Source organism: Streptomyces sp. NPDC017991 (genome assembly GCF_044328075.1).
Taxonomy (GTDB): Bacteria; Actinomycetota; Actinomycetes; order Streptomycetales; family Streptomycetaceae; genus Streptomyces.
Genome location: NZ_JBIRGP010000005.1, coordinates 574,915 through 590,879, shown reverse-complemented (window position 1 = coordinate 590,879; position 15,965 = coordinate 574,915). Strand labels below are relative to the sequence as shown.

Annotated in this window: 12 protein-coding genes and 2 pseudogenes; 8 read left to right on the top strand and 6 right to left on the bottom strand. The window is 73.5% G+C overall.

Going from position 1 to position 15,965, the window contains the following annotated elements:
- Positions 1-508: 508 nt before the first annotated feature.
- The 3 genes from ACH4DZ_RS18990 (at position 509) to ACH4DZ_RS18980 (ending at position 3,643) form a co-directional block, all read left to right on the top strand.
- Entirely contained in the window at positions 509-1,384 is an 876-nt protein-coding gene (locus ACH4DZ_RS18990; protein ID WP_398288294.1) for a MaoC/PaaZ C-terminal domain-containing protein, read from the top strand.
- A 129-nt stretch (positions 1,385-1,513) separates the two neighbouring features.
- Positions 1,514-2,590, top strand: a complete 1,077-nt coding sequence (locus tag ACH4DZ_RS18985) for a Zn-dependent alcohol dehydrogenase (protein WP_398288293.1) — start codon at positions 1,514-1,516, stop codon at positions 2,588-2,590.
- A 54-nt stretch (positions 2,591-2,644) separates the two neighbouring features.
- Positions 2,645-3,643 (top strand): 3-oxoacyl-ACP reductase, encoded by a 999-nt coding sequence (locus ACH4DZ_RS18980; RefSeq protein ID WP_398288292.1) that lies wholly within the window; start codon positions 2,645-2,647, stop codon positions 3,641-3,643.
- 84 nt (positions 3,644-3,727) lie between these two features.
- On the opposite strand, the gene ACH4DZ_RS18975 is transcribed toward ACH4DZ_RS18980, so the two are convergent.
- Both ACH4DZ_RS18975 and ACH4DZ_RS18970 read right to left on the bottom strand, forming a co-directional pair.
- Complete coding sequence (locus ACH4DZ_RS18975; RefSeq protein WP_398288291.1) at positions 3,728-3,904, bottom strand: hypothetical protein; 177 nt, start codon at positions 3,902-3,904, stop codon at positions 3,728-3,730.
- Positions 3,905-5,643: 1,739 nt separating this feature from the next.
- Positions 5,644-6,795, bottom strand: a pseudogene (locus ACH4DZ_RS18970) (hypothetical protein); the annotation flags it as partial.
- Positions 6,796-7,329: 534 nt separating this feature from the next.
- Here ACH4DZ_RS18970 and ACH4DZ_RS18965 point away from each other — a divergent pair.
- The 3 genes and pseudogenes from ACH4DZ_RS18965 to ACH4DZ_RS18955 all read left to right on the top strand — a co-directional run.
- Positions 7,330-8,169: a Nif3-like dinuclear metal center hexameric protein gene (locus ACH4DZ_RS18965; RefSeq protein WP_398288290.1), complete on the top strand. Its 840-nt coding sequence runs from the start codon at positions 7,330-7,332 to the stop codon at positions 8,167-8,169.
- Entirely contained in the window at positions 8,166-8,909 is a 744-nt protein-coding gene (locus ACH4DZ_RS18960; RefSeq protein ID WP_398288317.1) for a zinc ribbon domain-containing protein, read from the top strand. Before ACH4DZ_RS18965 ends, ACH4DZ_RS18960 begins: the two co-directional genes overlap by 4 nt.
- Positions 8,902-9,930 (top strand): annotated as a pseudogene (locus ACH4DZ_RS18955) (histidine phosphatase family protein); the annotation flags it as partial. The gene ACH4DZ_RS18960 and the pseudogene ACH4DZ_RS18955, both read left to right, overlap by 8 nt.
- A 261-nt stretch (positions 9,931-10,191) precedes the next feature.
- Here the strand turns inward: ACH4DZ_RS18955 and eda are convergent.
- Together eda and yaaA are read right to left on the bottom strand one after the other, a co-directional pair.
- The gene (eda, locus tag ACH4DZ_RS18950; RefSeq protein WP_398288289.1) at positions 10,192-10,854 is read right to left on the bottom strand and encodes a bifunctional 4-hydroxy-2-oxoglutarate aldolase/2-dehydro-3-deoxy-phosphogluconate aldolase; all 663 of its coding nucleotides are present in this window, start codon (positions 10,852-10,854) and stop codon (positions 10,192-10,194) included.
- A 99-nt stretch (positions 10,855-10,953) separates the two neighbouring features.
- The gene (yaaA, locus tag ACH4DZ_RS18945) at positions 10,954-11,790 is read right to left on the bottom strand and encodes a peroxide stress protein YaaA (RefSeq protein WP_398288288.1); all 837 of its coding nucleotides are present in this window, start codon (positions 11,788-11,790) and stop codon (positions 10,954-10,956) included.
- Positions 11,791-11,880: 90 nt separating this feature from the next.
- Between yaaA and ACH4DZ_RS18940 the strand changes: the two genes are divergently transcribed.
- Positions 11,881-13,398 carry an RNB domain-containing ribonuclease gene (locus ACH4DZ_RS18940; protein ID WP_398288287.1) on the top strand — a complete coding sequence of 506 codons (1,518 nt, stop codon included), beginning with the start codon at positions 11,881-11,883 and terminating at the stop codon, positions 13,396-13,398.
- Here the strand turns inward: ACH4DZ_RS18940 and ACH4DZ_RS18935 are convergent.
- Positions 13,349-13,978: a hypothetical protein gene (locus tag ACH4DZ_RS18935; RefSeq protein WP_398288285.1), complete on the bottom strand. Its 630-nt coding sequence runs from the start codon at positions 13,976-13,978 to the stop codon at positions 13,349-13,351. The two genes, ACH4DZ_RS18940 and ACH4DZ_RS18935, sit on opposite strands and share 50 nt — an antisense overlap.
- On the bottom strand, positions 13,975-14,841 hold the full coding sequence (locus ACH4DZ_RS18930) for a MerR family transcriptional regulator (RefSeq protein WP_398288284.1): 867 nt from the start codon (positions 14,839-14,841) through the stop codon (positions 13,975-13,977). The genes ACH4DZ_RS18935 and ACH4DZ_RS18930 overlap by 4 nt, the downstream gene beginning before the upstream one ends.
- 242 nt (positions 14,842-15,083) lie before the next feature.
- Between ACH4DZ_RS18930 and ACH4DZ_RS18925 the strand changes: the two genes are divergently transcribed.
- The gene (locus tag ACH4DZ_RS18925; protein WP_398288283.1) at positions 15,084-15,962 is read left to right on the top strand and encodes an AraC family transcriptional regulator; all 879 of its coding nucleotides are present in this window, start codon (positions 15,084-15,086) and stop codon (positions 15,960-15,962) included.
- The last annotated feature ends 3 nt before the right edge of the window (positions 15,963-15,965 follow it).

Here is a 15,965-nt window from a genome sequence, read left to right as displayed (position 1 = left end):
GCGACCCGCTACGACAAGACCGCCGAGTCCTACCAAGCAGCCGTCACACTCGCCTCGCTCCTGATGTGGGCGTGACATTTGAAGACAACTCCTAGTTGTCCCCGCACTCGTACTCGTCGTCCCTGTGCTCGTCCCCGTCTTGGTCATGGGGACGACGCTACGGAGCGGCGGGTGGGGCGCGGCAGATGCGCATGTACGGACTCGGGCAGGACAAATGTCACTGCCGGGGCCCGGGAGGGTGCGCGCCGCCCACCGCCATCTGACATGGCGTCAGGAGTCTTCACATGTGCCCGGGGCTCGGCTATACAGGGGATCGCCGGTACTGGAACGCGTTCTAGGACGGGCGGGTTCCAGGTTCCCCGGCCCGGAGTCGACCTCGGTGCGGCCGACGGTGCGGACGGCCGCACCGAGGTCTTCCCGTGTCTTGCCGTGTCCGCCCCTGTCCGCCCGCATCCGCCCGCGTCCTCACGTCCTTTCCCGTGTTCTCCGCGCGGCAGATAGGAGCCCCATGCCCATCGACGTTGCCCAGGCCCTCGCGGCCGAGCCCCGGTCCGCCGGGATCGCCTGGGGTCACAAGGACGTCCAGCTCTACCACCTCGGCCTCGGCGCCGGCGCGAACCCCGACAGGGACACCCCCGCGACCGACCCCGACGAACTGCGCTACACCCTGGAGTCCGGACTGCACGTCCTGCCGAGCTTCGCCACCGTCGCGGGCGCGGGCTCCCCGGGCGTGATCGGCGGCCTCTCGATGCCGGGCGTCGACGTCGACCTCGCGCACGTCCTGCACGGCGGCCAGACCGTCACGCTGCACCGGCCGATCCCGGTCGCGGGCGAGGCGGTCGCCACCGCCCGGATCGCCGCCGTGTGGGACAAGGGCAAGGCCGCCATCCTCGTCGTACGTACCGAAGTCGCCGACGCGGACGGCCCGCTCTGGACCAACGACGCCCAGATCTTCGTACGCGGCGAAGGCGGGTTCGGCGGCGACCGGGGCCCATCCACCCGCCCCGAACCACCGACGGGCGCGCCGGACCGGACGGTCGAGCGCCCGATCCGCGAGGACCAGGCGCTCCTGTACCGGCTCTCCGGCGACTGGAACCCGCTGCACGCCGACCCCGAGTTCGCCAAACTCGCCGGCTTCGAGCGCCCGATCCTGCACGGGCTGTGCACGTACGGGATGACGCTGAAAGCGGTCGTGGACACCGTGCTCGGCGGCGATGTCACCCGGGTCCGCTCCTGCGCCACGCGCTTCGCCGGGGTCGTGTACCCGGGGGAGACCCTGCGCGTCCACATGTGGGAGGAGGACGGCCGGGTCCGGGTGACGGTGGGCGCGGCCGAACGCGACGACGCACCCGTCCTCACCGACACCGTCGTCGAACACACCTGAGCGAGTTCCCGGTGACCGACCGGTCCACCGGTCCACCGGTGGCTGGTGGCAGGTGGCTGGTGGCCGGTGGAGCACGGGAGCGCAGGAGCACAGCTGAGTCGTCCGTACGTTTCCGAGGGGAGCCGCACCATGCGCGCAGCCGTACTGCACGAGATCGGCCAGGACAAGCTGGAGATATTCGACGACGTCGAGGCGACGGGCTTCGGACCGGGCCGGGTGCGGATCCGGGTGCGGGCCACCGGCCTGTGCCACTCGGACCTCTCAGCGATGGCCGGGGTGCTGCCGCAGCCCGCGCCGTTCATCCCGGGCCACGAGGGAGCCGGCGAGATCCTGGAGGTCGGCGAGGGCGTCACGAACGTCAAGGCCGGCGACCGGGTCGTCGTCTGCTGGCTGCCCGCGTGCGGCGCGTGTCCCGCCTGCAAGCGCGGCCAGACCGAGCTGTGTCTCGCCGGGTTCATGAACGCCGGCACACCCAACTTCAAGCGCCCCGGCGGCGATGTGTTCGGCTTCGCGGGCACCGGGACCTTCACCGAGGAGGTCGTCGTCGACGCGGGTTGCGCCGTGCCGATCCCGGACGACGTGCCCTTCGACATCGCCGCCCTCATCGGCTGCGGCGTCACCACGGGACTTGGGGCCGCCCTCAACACCGCTGATGTGGAGGCCGGTTCGTCGGTCGCCGTCATCGGCTGCGGAGGCGTCGGCGTCTCCGCGATCCAGGGCGCCCGGCTCCGGGGCGCCGCGGAGATCGTCGCCGTCGACCCCGTCCTCTCGCGCCGCGAGGCCGCGCTGAAATTCGGCGCCACCAAAGCCGTCTCGCCCGACGAACTCCCCGACGCCAAGCAGTCGGTGACCGCGGGCGAGGGCTTCGACTACGTCTTCGAGGTCGTCGGCCGCTCCGCCACCGCCCGCACGGCGTACGAGAACACCCGCCGCGGCGGCACCCTGGTCGTCGTCGGCGCGGGCGCCATGGACGACTTCCTGCAGCTCAACATGTTCGAGCTGTTCTTCGACGAGAAGCGGATCCTGCCGTCCATGTACGGCGGAGGGGACGTCCTGCGGTCCTACGAGCGGACCATCGCGCTGTGGCGTGCCGGGCGCATCGACCTGGAGGGTCTGATCACGCACCGGGTGCCGCTCGTTGACATCAACGAGGCGCTCGACCAGATGCGTACGGGGGTTTCGCTGCGCACGTGCATCGAGATCTGAGACTGCCGCTGCCCCGAACCTCCGGTCACGGCCGGTCGAGCCGAAGGGACTTCCATGTCACTGCCACGTCTGCCTGGTCTGCCGCTTCTGCCGCTTGAGGGGCGGGCCGCTGTTGTCACGGGGGCCGGGCGCGGGCTCGGCCGGGCGGAGGCGCTGGAACTCGCCCGACTGGGGGCCGCTGTCGTCGTCAACGACTACGGACAGTCCGGCCGGGACGGTTCCGGCGACGCGTCGGCCGGGCCCGCCGAGGAGGTCGCCGCGGAGATCCGGGCGGCGGGCGGTCGCGCGGTCGTGCACACCGGAGATGTGGCCGACCACGAACAGGCCCGGGAACTGGTGGAGTTGACGATCGCGGAGTTCGGGCAGCTGGACATCCTCGTCAACAACGCGGGCATCCTGCGGGACCGGATGGTCTTCTCCATGTCCGAGGACGAGTGGGACTCGGTGATCCGCGTCCATCTGAAGGGCCACTTCAACACCACCCACTTCGCGTCCGCGCACTGGCGGGCACGGTCCAAGGCGGCGGACGCGCCCGTGTACGGGCGGATCGTGAACACCTCCTCGGAGGCGTTCCTCGCGGGCTCCGCGGGACAGCCCAACTACGCCGCGGCGAAGGGCGGGATCGTCGGGCTGACGACCTCGACGGCGCTGGCGCTGTCCAAGTACGGCGTCACGGCGAACGTGATCTGCCCGCGCGCCCGGACCCGTATGACGGCGGACGTCTTCGCGGGCTTCCTGGAGCCTGGGGAGGGACAGGATCAGGATGCCGGGGTGCGGCGCGACCAGCTCGATCCGCTCGCACCTGAGCATGTTGCCCCGCTCGTCGGCTATTTGGCCTCGCCGGCCGCGGCACGCGTCAATGGCCAGCTGCTCGTCGTGCACGGTGGGATGGTCGCCGTCGTCGAACGGCCGCGGGTGGCGGCGAAGTTCGACACCAAGCAGGACGCGTTCACCTACGACGAACTGGACGCGCTGCTCACTCCGCACTACGCGGACCGGCCGCCGGGGGAGACGTTCGCGGCGGCGGAGGTACTGGGCTTGAAGCACGAGTGAGCGGGAACCCTGCGCCCCCATGCGGAACGGCCCCGCCCGACGAGTGTCGGACGGGGCCGTGTCGTGTCGCGGCCCGAGGTGTGGTCAGGCCCCTGTGTCGTGGTGCTCGGCCGGCCTGCGGTGCCGGCCATGGGGGATCGCCCCGTCCTCCTGTGCGGAGACGGGCCCCCGGTGCCGGCCCTGGCCACCGTCGTCACCGGCCTGCGCCGACGTCCCCCGCAGGTCGGTGGCCGCCGTCTCCATGGTGTTCGTTTCGCTCATCTCTAATTCACCCCGTCAGCAAGATCCTTCGGTACAGCGCCGGAGATTCTAACGGTCGGGTGTGACCGGCCTGAGGGTGGGCGGGGCTACTCGGTGGTCACTTTGAGGGCACTGAGAGCCGGGGCGCCCCCGGCGCCCACCCGGAGCGCCCGGAGGTCCGCCGGCGCCTCACTACTGACCCGCTCGACACGCAGCGGCTGCACCGGCTCGGGGGGAGGGGGGCGGACGCCACCGGGGATCGGGGGAGCGCTGATGCGTTGTGCATTGGATGAGTTGGGCGAGTTGGGCGAGTTGTTGAGTGTGCTGGGTGTGCTCGGGGTGCTGACGGGGCCGGGGGAGAGGGTGGTCCCGGGCCCGGGACCGGAGCGGGGGCTGAAAGTGGGATCGGGACCGGGGGCGGGGCTGAGCCCAGAGCCTGGGCCAGGGCTCAGCCCCGGGCTGAGCCCGCAGTCGGGGCCAGGACCAGGACCAGGGATGAGCCCGAAGCCGCAAGCGAGGCCAGAACCGGTACCCCCGTGCAGGGCCTCGTCCGGCGCCCAGTCGGGAGCCCCGTCCGGGGCGCCGTCCGGGGCTCCGTCCGGCGTCCTGCCGCGGGCCAGGCCCGTCGCCCCGCCCGGACTTCCTTCGGGCGTCCCGCTCAGGGCTTCGTCCGGTGTCCCGCCGAGGGCTGGGCCCGGAGCCGCACCCCGGCCTCCCTCGGGAGTCCTGGCCGTGACCCTGTCCGTGTCCCTGTCCGGCCCAGAGACATCAGCGACGCCCGGCGCCCTGTTCCGACTTTCCTCCGGCGTCCTGCCAGGAGTCAGGCCCGGGGCCTCGTCCGGTGTCCTGCTGCGGGCTAGGTCTGGACCCACGCCTCGACCTTCCTCATGAGCCCCGCCGGGGGCTCCGTAAGGCGTCCTGCCCCGGTCTCCTTCGGGAGCCCTGGCGGCAGTTCCGCCCGAAGCCTCGCAGGGTGCCCCGCCGGGTGCCTCGCGGCGGGTGAGACCCGGAGCCGTGCCACGGGTCCCGTCGGGAGCGCCGCCGTGACCTCCCTCCGGCGCCGGGTCGGGGGTCCTGCCCGTGGCCTCGTCGGCCGTCCTGCTACGGCTTCCTTCCGGTGTATCGCGGCGTGCTCTGCCCGGAGCCTCACGGCGGGCCAGGCCTGGAGCTGTGCCGCGGGTCCCGTCGGAAGCCGCGCCGCGGCCTTCCTCTGGCGTCGGGTCGGGGGCTCTGCCCCGGGTCTCGTCGGCCGTCTTGCTACGGCTTCCATCCGGTGCCTCGCCGAGTGCCTCACGGCGGGCCAGGCCCGGAGCCGTGCCGCGGGCCCCGTCGGAAGCCGCGCCGCGGTCTTCCCTCGGCGCCGGGGCGGGGGCCCTGCCCTGAGCCTCGCGGTGGGCTGGGCCCGGAGCCGCGCTTCGGTCCCCCTCCGGAGTCCGGTCGGGGATCCTGCCCGGACTTCCGTACGGCGCCCCGCCGCGCGCGACGCCCGCAGCCGCGCCCCGCCCTCCCTCCGGAACTGCATCCGGAGCCCCGCCCCCAGCGATCCCCTGAGCCTGATCCGGCGTCCGGTCCGGCGTCCAGTCCGGCGCCAGATCCAACGGCCGCTCCGGAGCCCGCTCCGGTGCCCGTTGCGGTGCCCGTTGCGGTGCCCGTTCCGGAACCGGGTAAGGCGCCCCGTCCGCCGCCCGTCTCCTCCCCGCCGCCTGCGCCGCCCGGCGGCCCGCGAAGGCGCTTGCGACCGTTGCGACCGCACGTGCCGTCAGCGGTGCCTGTTGGAGCGGTACCGGGCGGGCCACCCCAGGCTCCGACTCCGGCTCCGGGAAGCCCGTGACCGACGCCGTACGGGTCCGGGCCCCCGCGCCCGCCCCCACCCCGGTGGATGCCTCGACCCGCGCCACCCCGCACGGCACCGCCCCTGTCGCGTAAGGCAGTTGAAGTACCCCGTCCCTGGTCCACCGGCCGGAGCCGGTCAGCCAGCCCTCGGGTGGAGGGAGCTGGTGGAGAAAGCGTTCCGTCGGGCGCCACACTCCGAGCCAGCTGCCAGAGCCAGAGCCCGAGCCGCCATCGCCGTCGATCCGCAGCGCGACCCCGCAGCTCTCCGGCGTCAGCACCAGACCCGGCTGGATCGCGAACGGCGTGACCGTGCAGCCGGCCGGCTGAAGGCACTCCGGGAACCGGACCGGCAGCGTGCTCCCCAGCACACCCCAGCCAAGTCGCTCCTGCCCGGGAGAGGGCGCGTCCGAGCGGATCAGGAGCAGCCCGCTGTCCGCGTCCGCGAGCAGCAGCCGGTCGTTGCTCTCCTCGGAGATCTGCAGCAGCGGCGACACCTCACCCCCGCGCTCCAGATCGACCACCACCGTCTTGGTCCTGCCCTGCGACTCCCGGTCCAGCGCGAGCAGCCGGTCCCCGCCGCCCAGCCAGACCCCGCCCGAGCAGCGGCCCGGGATCTCCGCGAGATGCTCGGGCCCGAAGGCGCCGCCCGCCACCAGCCACACGGCCGTCGAACCCCGGCCCACGGCAAGGGCGTACGCCCGTGTGCCGCCCCGTGCGGGTGGCAGCAGCCGCAGCCCCGTGCCCGGCTCGGGGCACTCCACCGCGCCGAGCGGTACCTCGCCCGTCCCGGGACCCGTCGGGTACAGCAGGGAGAACGCGTGCCGCCCGTCGGTGAACCGGTGGATGAGCACCCGCCCGTCCGCCATCGGCAGCACCTCCGTGCCGGGCTCCTCCGGCTGGTTGCCCGGCAGGGGCACGGCATAGGGCTCAGGGCCGTCCAGCGTCCAGCGCTCCGGGAACCAGGACTCGCCGCTGCGGGCCAGCCGGGCCGCGTAGGCCCCGTCGACGGTGATCACGCACCCTGCCCGCGTGGCCCTTTCGTTCTCGGACGCCGCGGACTCGATCGCACAGGCCGCCATCGTTCGGTCACCTCCGGCGACGAAACTAGTTTTCGCACGCACAGACGTGGGACCTGCGGGCAGCCCCTTCACACATAAGAGTGGCCGCTTTCCGATTCACCTGAGGGAACGGGGGCGGGTGTGCTCGACGGGAGTGGAGGTGCTCAGGGCTGGGGCTGCCCGAGTACGGCCCGCGCCCCGGCTGAGTGATCTCTCGCCGTCTGTTCGTCGGGCGAGGCGGGCTCCGCCTCCGGGAAGACCGGCCGCGCGAGCGCCGAGGACAACCAGTTCCGGAAGAAGCTCGGCCCGGTCGGGAAGGGCCAGGCCGAGGACGTACCCGAGGAGACCTCGTACCTCGGCATCGACCTCGGCATCGGCGTGAACGACGGCCGACGATGTCCCCAATGTCCTCGACGGCGACGCTGCCAAGTCGGCCGGGATCAACTCGCCGGGCAGGCGGTGGGACCGGCGGGCGGCGCGGGGTCGCGCGGTCGCGGCTGGTCAAGTGACCCGCGGCCGGTAGGACACGGACACAAGGCAGGTAGCCTTTTGTTCGTGCCCCGTCTGTCTGAAGCAATCGCCGCGCTCGACGCCCTCTGGCCCCCCGGGAGCGCGGAGGCATGGGACGCGGTCGGGACGGTCTGCGGAGACCCCGACCAGGAGGTCTCCCGCGTCCTGTTCGCCGTCGACCCGGTCCAGGAGATCGTGGACGAGGCGGTGAAGCTGGGCGCGGACCTGCTGGTCACCCACCACCCGCTCTATCTGCGCGGTACGACGACGGTGGCGGCCTCGACCTTCAAGGGCCGGGTCGTGCACACCCTCATCAAGAACGACATCGCGCTGCACGTCGCCCACACGAACGCCGACCGCGCCGACCCGGGGGTGAGCGACGCCCTCGCGGGCGCGCTGGACCTGCGGGTCGTACGCCCCCTGGTGCCGGACCCCGCCGACCCCGAGGGCCGCCGGGGCCTGGGCAGGGTCTGCGAACTCGACCACCCCGTCACCCTCCGCGAGTTCGCCGCGCGTGCGGCGGAGCGGCTGCCCGCCACCGCGCAGGGCATCCGGGTGGCAGGCGACCCGGACGCGCTCGTGCGGACCGTCGCGGTCAGCGGCGGCTCCGGCGACAGCCTCTTCGCGGACGTACGCGCCGCGGGCGTGGACGCCTTCCTCACCGCGGACCTGCGCCACCACCCGGCGTCGGAGGCCCGCGCCCACAGTCCTCTCGCGCTGCTCGACGCGGCGCACTGGGCCACCGAGTGGCCCTGGTGCGAGCTGGCCGCAGCCCAGCTCGACGAGATTTCCGACCGTCACGGCTGGGACCTGCGAGTCCATGTCTCGAAGACGGTCACCGACCCGTGGAACTCCCACTCCCCTTCACCTGGAGCCCCCAACTGAACGCCGCGCCCGCCGACCAGATCCGACTTCTCGACGTCCAGTCCCTCGACGCCCGCCTGCAGCGGCTCGCACACCAGCGGGATTCGCTGCCGGAGCACGACGAGATCGAGTCGCTGACCAAGGACCTCACGCAGCTGCGCGACCTGCTCGTCGCCGCCCAGACCGAGGAGAGCGACTGCTCCCGCGAGCAGACCAAGGCGGAGCAGGACGTCGACCAGGTGCGCCAGCGTGCCTCGCGCGACCAGCAGCGGCTGGACTCCGGCGCCGTCACGTCCCCGAAGGACCTGGAGAACCTCCAGCGCGAGATCACCTCGCTGGCCAAGCGGCAGGGTGACCTTGAGGACGTCGTCCTGGAGATCATGGAGCGCCGCGAGTCCGCGCAGGAGCGGGTTGCCGAGCTGACCGGGCGGGTCTCGTCCGTCCAGTCGAAGATCGACGACGCGACGAGCCGCCGGGACGCGTCCTACGAGTCCTTCGACGGCGAGAGCGCGACGCTGACCAAGGAGCGCGAGGTCGTCGCGGGCTCGGTCCCCGCGGACCTCCTCAAGCTCTACGAGAAGCTCCGCGAGCAACAGGGCGGCGTCGGCGCGGCCCGCCTCTACCAGCGCCGCTGCGAGGGCTGCCGCCTGGAGCTGAACATCACCGAGGTCAACGAGGTGAAGGCGGCGGCCCCGGACACGGTCCTCCGCTGCGAGAACTGCCGCCGCATCCTGATCCGCACATCGGAGTCGGGCCTGTAGGGCCCACGCCCCGGCCCGAGGGGCCCCGGACGGGGGCCCCGTAAGGGGCGCGGGGAACGGCGCGCCCGGCCACGACGGGCGGCCAGCCGAGCGCCCTCCCTACCCGCGCGGCGCGGAGGCCCCACCCAGGGCCCCGCAAGGGGCGCGGGGAACGGCGCGGCCAGCCACAACGGGCGGTCAGCCGAACGACAAGCCCGCCCCCCGTAGCACCGAGGCCCAGGCGGGCCCCGTAGGGGGCGCGGGGAACGGCGCGGCCGGCCACAACGGGCCGTCAGCCGAACGACAAGCCCCCCACACCGATCCCGCCGCCGACGCAAAGGCCGCCCCCGACATGACCCGCCCCCCAGACCTGGGCACCCCCACCACCTTCGTACTCCTCCGCCACGGCGAAACCCCCCTCACCCCGCAGAAGCGCTTCTCCGGAAGCGGAGGCGGGGGTAAAGGCGGTGGCGGAAGCGGTCGCGCCGAGACCGACCCACCCCTCTCGGACACCGGCCGGCACCAGGCCGAGCGCGTCGCCACCGCCCTCGCCGCGCGCGGCACCGTACAGGCCATCCAGGCCATCGTGTCCTCCCCCCTGACCCGCTGCCGCGAAACCGCCGAGTTCGCGGCAGCCCGGCTGGACCTGGACGTTCGGATCGAGGACGGCCTCCGCGAGACGGACTTCGGCGCCTGGGAAGGCCTGACCTTCGCGGAGGTACGGGAACGCCACCCGGACGACATGAACGCCTGGCTGGCCTCACCGGACGCCGAACCGACCGGCGGCGGCGAGAGTTTCGAGGCGGTGGCCCGGCGCGTGGCGGCTGCCCGCGACGGGCTGCTCGCGGCGTACGCGGGCCGCACCGTGCTTCTCGTCTCGCACGTCACGCCGATCAAGACCCTGATCCGGCTGGCACTTGGCGCCCCGCCGGAGTCCTTGTTCCGCATGGAACTGTCGGCGGCGTCGCTGTCGGAGGTGGCGTACTACGCGGACGGGAACGCGAGTGTGCGGTTGCTCAACGAGACGTCTGCGGTCGGCTGAGCCGCTTTTCCTGAACCGGTCGCTGGTCGACTGCGGGCAGGTAGGGGCCGTTCGCGCAGTTCCCCGCGCCCCTTGAAAGGGCCGGTCGTTCGTCGAGTGCGGGCCGGTGGGGGCTGGTCGCGCAGTTCCCCGCGCCCCTTGAAAGGGCCGGTCGTTCGTCGAGTGCGGGCCGGTGGGGGCTGGTCGCGCAGTTCCCCGCGCCCCTTACAGGGCCGCCCCTTGCGGGCCGCCTGTACAGGGCCACCCCTCGCGGGGCGCCCCCTACGGACGTAGCCCCGCCGCCTCCCGGGCCAAACGCTCCACCCGGGCCCAGTCGCCGGAGGCGATCGCGTCCGGGGGGAGCATCCAGCTTCCGCCCACGCAGAGGACGTTCGGCAGCGCGAGGTACTCCGGTGCGACGGCGGGGCCGATCCCTCCCGTCGGGCAGAAGCGGGCCTGCGGAAGCGGCCCGGCCAGCGACTTGAGATACGCCGTGCCGCCGGCCGCCTGAGCCGGGAAGAACTTCATCTCGCGCACCCCGCGCTCCAGCAGCGCCACGACCTCCGACGTCGTCGACACCCCCGGCAGGAACGCCACCCCGGACGCCTGCATCGCGTCGAGCAGAGCGTCCGTCCAGCCGGGGCTGACGAGAAAGCGCGCCCCGGCGGCCACGGAGTCCGTCACCTGGGCGGGAGAGATGACCGTGCCCGCACCGACCACCGCGCCCGGTACCCCGTCAGCGATCGCCCGGATCGCGTCGAGCGCCACCGGCGTCCGCAGTGTCACCTCGATCGCGGGCAGCCCGCCCGCGACGAGCGCCCGCGCCAGCGGGACGGCGTCCGAGACGTCCTCGACGACGACCACGGGCACGACGGGCGCGAGTGCGAGCACGGAAGCGGGCGACGGTGACGGTGACGGCGACGAGGGCAGCGGCGAGGGCGACATGCCGTCATCCTGCCTTCAGTACGCAGCATGCGCAAAGGTCGTTGCGCATGCTGCAACACACCCCGGTGGAGCGCTGTGCAGCCGTCTGCTCAGCTCAGCTCAGTGGACCTCGTCCACCAACACATCCAGCATCCACGGCTTACCCGCACCCGCCGCACCGGCCGCCCGCGCCGCACCCGCCGTACCGCCCCGCCCCGCCGTACCGCCCGCCCCCGCCACCTCCACCACGTACCCGAGGTCCCGCAGCGCCTCCACCAGCTCCGCCGGGCCCGACGGAACGGCCCCGGCCTCCAGGAGGCTCCGTACGATGCGCCCCTTGGTCGCCTTGTTGAAGTGGCTGACGACCTTACGGGTCGGCGCGTGCAGCACCCGTACGCTCGCCGTACGCCCCGCGACCTCCCCCTTCGGCTTCCACGCGCCCGCGTACGCCGCCGACCGCAGGTCCAGCACCAGCCCGCTCCCGGCGACCTCGGGCAGCACGGCGGCCATCGGCGCACGCCAGTGCGAGCCGAGCGCCCCGAGACCGGGCAGCCTCACCCCCATCGAGCAGCGGTACGAGGGAATCCGGTCCGTCACCCGGACCGCGCCCCACAGCCCCGAGAAGACGAGCAGCGAACGCGCCGCCCGCCGCTTGCCCGCGGTGTCGAGGGAGGCCAGGTCCAGGGCGTCGTACAGCACACCCGTGTAGATCTCCCCGGCGGGCCGGGCCCCCGCGGTGCGCAGCTCCGTGTTCTTGGCGACCTCACCGCGCAGACCCTCGCTCAGCCCGAGCACCTCGCGCGCCTTCTCCTCGTCGGCCGCGCACAGCTCGACCAGTTCGTCGAGAACCGCCTGCCGCGCCTCGGCGAGCCCCGGCAGCGACAGCGACTCCGGCTTCAACGGCGCGCCCCGCCCGGAGGGAGCCTTTCCTTCGGACGGCGGCAACAACACGAGCACGGCGGATCTCCCTGGGGCATTCGATACGTACGCGGAGCACCCGCCAGCCTACGGGGTGCCGCCCGCCCCACCCCGTCCTACGCTCGTCGTGTGCCCCGCCGCCAGATACGAGCAACCGGTGCAGCCGAAGCCGCCCTGCGGGCCGCGCTGCGTACGCTGCGCACCGAGCTGGGCGTCCCCGACGGCTTCCCGCCGGACGTGCTCGCCGAGGCCGAACGCGCCGCCCGCGAGCCGACGCTGCCGGACCGCGGCGCGACGGTCGACGCGACGGACATCCCCCTCTTCACCATCGATCCGCCCACGTCCACCGACCTCGACCAGGCGATGCACCTCTCGCGCCGCCCGCACGGCTACCGGGTGCGGTACGCGATCGCCGACGTCGCCGCCTTCGTCGTACCCGGCGCCGCCCTGGACGCCGAGGCCCACCGCCGCGTCACCACGCTCTACTTCCCGGACGGGAAGACCCCGCTGCACCCGCCGGTGCTGAGCGAGGGCGCCGCGAGCCTGCTCCCGGGCGGGACCCGCCCGGCCGTCCTGTGGACGATCGACCTGGACGCGGACGGCAGCCCGACCGCGACCGACGTACGCCGTGCCCTGGTCCGCAGCCGGGCCAAGCTCGACTACGAGGGCGTACAGCAGCAGATCGACGCGGGCACGGCCGAGGAACCGCTCGCCCTCCTCGGGGACATCGGGCTGCTGCGCGAGCAGCGGGAGGTGGACCGTGGTGGCATCTCCCTCGACGTCCCCGAGCAGGAGATCGTCGAGCGGGCCGCCCCCGACGGGACCCGCGCTCACGGCGGCACGTACGAACTCGTCTACCGCGCCCCGCTCCCCGCCGAAGGCTGGAACGCGCAGATCTCCCTCCTCACCGGCATGACCGCCGCCGAGCTGATGCTCGCGCACGGCACCGGCACCGGCACCGGCTCCGGCACCGGCTCCGGCTCCGGCATCCTGCGGACGCTCCCGGCCGCCCCCGACGGCGCGGTCGCCCGGCTGCGTCGCACCGCGCACGCGCTGCGCATCGACTGGCCGCACCACGTCTCGTACGCGCGCCTCATCCGCTCCCTCGACCCGCACCGACCGCACCACGCGGCCTTCCTCCAGGAGTGCACGACGCTGCTGCGGGGCGCCGGCTACACGTCCTTCCGGGACGGAACCGTCCCCGACATCACCACGCACGCCGCCGTCGCCGCGCCCTACACCCACTGCACGGCCCCGTTGCGCCGCCTCGTCGACCGGTACGCCTCCGAACTGTCCCTGGCCGCCGCCGTGGGCACCGCCCCACCCGAATGGGTGCTCGCCGCTCTCGACGAACTGCCCGCGCGGATGGCCGAGGGCACCCGCAGGGCGGGCCGGGCCGAGCGCGGATGCGTGGACATCGTGGAGGCGGCCCTGCTCAAGGACCGCGTCGGCGAACTCTTCGACGCCACCGTCGTGGACGTACAGGAACGCGAACCCGGTGTGGAAACCGTCCAGTTGGAGACTCCCGCGGTCGTCGCCCGCATCGAGAGCGGGAACGGTACGACGCTGCCGCTGGGGGAGCGGCTGCGGGTGCGGCTCACCCGGGCCGACCCGGGGACGGCGAAGGTGCTGTTCGCTCCCGCGTGAGGGTGAGGTCGCGTATCGCGCGTACCAGCACGTCGGACTCATCGGCGTGGAAGCGGATCAGTTGTACGTCCCGGGGGCGCCCCAGGAAGCTGAAGTGCCGTACCGGGGTGGACAGTTCGAGGGTGACCGTGGTCTGCGCGGCCACCGCGAGATCCAGTCGGCCCTCGGCCCGCCCGTGCGTGGTGACCAACTCCCTTCGTACGGAGGCGATCGCGGACAGCGGGACGCGCAGATCGACTTGAGCGGCGCGGCGGACGCGCAGGACCGTGTCGCCGAGGACGTGCGGGCGGGTCACGGACGCCGCGTGCATACCGACGACGAGCAGCAGCGTGTAGACGTCGAGGGCGAGCACGACCCGGTGCGCCGCGGGATGGTTGCGCAGCAGCACCGCCATGCACGCGCTCTCCAGGACACACACGAACCCGAACCCGAACATCATCGCGCCCTGCCCCCGGGCGTACCCGAAGGCCTGCCCGCGCCCCGGCCCCGGCCCGACGCCGTGCGGGCGCCGGGCCACCCACCGGACGATGCTCGCCAGCAGCCGCACCTCGTGCGCGACGAGCCGCCGTACGACCCTCATCGCTCACGCTCCCCGCGTGCGGGCTCCACGCGTACGGGCTCCCCGCGTCCGTGCTGCGGGCGCGCCCGCAGCACGAGAAGCCGGATCGTGCGCAGGACCGCGGCGGACTGCGCGGGCGGGAAGTCGTCGAGGAAGGCGCTCAGGAACCCGCCGCCGTTCGTCTCGGGCCCGTTCGTCTCGGGCCCGTCCGGGTCGAGGGCGTCCGGGTCGAGGTCGGCCAGGCCCAGGCCGGCCAGGGCCTCGTCCGGGAGGCAGTCGGCGAGGGCGTGGGCGGCCTCCTCGACGCGCGGGTCGGCCGGGTCGGCGTCCGCGAGCTCGTCCAGCAGCGTGTATGCCGCATGCGTCCGCTCCAGGGCGCCCGGCACGTCGGCGACGGCGCGCAGCGCCGACAGCAGTCGCTCCCGGTCCTCCGGGGCCGCGACCGTTTCGAGGAGGGCGATCATCTCGCGGTCCTTCGCGGCGATCGCGGGTTCCGGGTGCCGGGTCAATTCACTGAAGACTGCGGCGAGTTCGGGGGACACGGGACCTTCGGCGGGCATCCGGCCCCCGTCGAGCAGGGCGCGCAGCCGCAACCGCCTCGCCCGGATCGCCGTCTCCTGGCGCGCCAGGTCGTCGTCGAGTTCCGCGAGCACCTCGGCGAGGTCGCGGCCGGCGTCGTCCGCGAGGACGTCCCGTACCTCGGCGAGCCCGAGCCCCAGCTCGGTCAGCCGCCTGATCCGGGCGAGCGCGACGGCGTGCCGCAGTCCGTAGTCGCGGTAGCCGTTGGGGCGCCGCTCGGGCTCGGGCAGCAGCCCGAGCTGGTGGTAGTGCCGCACGGTCCGCGTCGTGACGCCGACGGCCGCGGCGAGCTCTCCGATCCGCATGCCCTCAGTAGAGACGTTGACGTTGCGGCAAGGTCAAGCGGGCCGCACCGCGGAGGGTCGCCGGGTACGCCTCCGGACGTCCGAAGCCGTCGCAGCACGGAGGCGGGCATGGAAACGCGCCACGCGGGCGTTGCAGTGCGCGGGACCCGAGGAGGTGGGCGGCCATGGGGGCAGCGGATGAGGTGACAGCGAGTGAGGTGACAACGGCTGAGGTGGCAGCGGCTGAGGTGACAACGGGTGAGGTGGCAGGTGGGACGCCGGGCGGACGCGGACGCACAGGACCCCCGGGCCGCACGGGCGGGCGTGAGCAGGCCGTCTGGACGAGGGCGACCCTCGGCGGCACCGGCCGGCCGCTCGACCTGCTGACGGCCAGGTTCGACCGCCACCGGTACGCGCCTCACGCGCACGACGAGTTCACCATCGGCGTCTGCGTCGCCGGCGCCGAGGTCATCGACTACCGCGGCGGCCGGATCCGTCCGGCCCCCGGCTCGATCGTGGTCCTGGGCCCCGGCGAGGTGCACACGGGCGGCCCGGCCGCGACCGACGACGGCTACGCCTACCGCGCCCTGTACGCGGAGACACCCCTACTCACCGAGGGCACCCTGGGCATCCCGAACTTCCGCGAACCACTCCTCGACGACCCCGAACTGGCCGCCGCCCTACGCCTGACCCACACCGAACTGAGCGTGTGCCCGGACCCCCTGGAGGCCGAGTCCCGCATACCGTGGCTGCTCACGGCCCTGGCCCGCCGCCACTCCACCGCCCGCCACGTGTGCGACACGATCCCGGGCGCGGGCCGCGTGGCGGCGGCGGTACGCGACCGCCTCGCCGACGAACTCCTCGCCCCGCCCTCCCTCGCGGCCCTGGCAGCGGACCTCGGCCTGTCCCGCTACCAACTGCTGCGCGCGTTCCGTACGAGCATGGGTATGCCGCCGTACGCGTGGCTGGCCCAGTACCGGGTGAACCGCGCCCGCTGCCTGCTGGAGTCGGGACACCGTCCCGCCGAGGCCGCCGCGCTGGTGGGCTTCGCGGACCAGGCACACCTCACGCGCTGGTTCCGGCGGGTGCTGGGGGTGACGCCGGCGGCGTACCGCAACAGCGTTCAAGACGCCCGCCGCTGACCG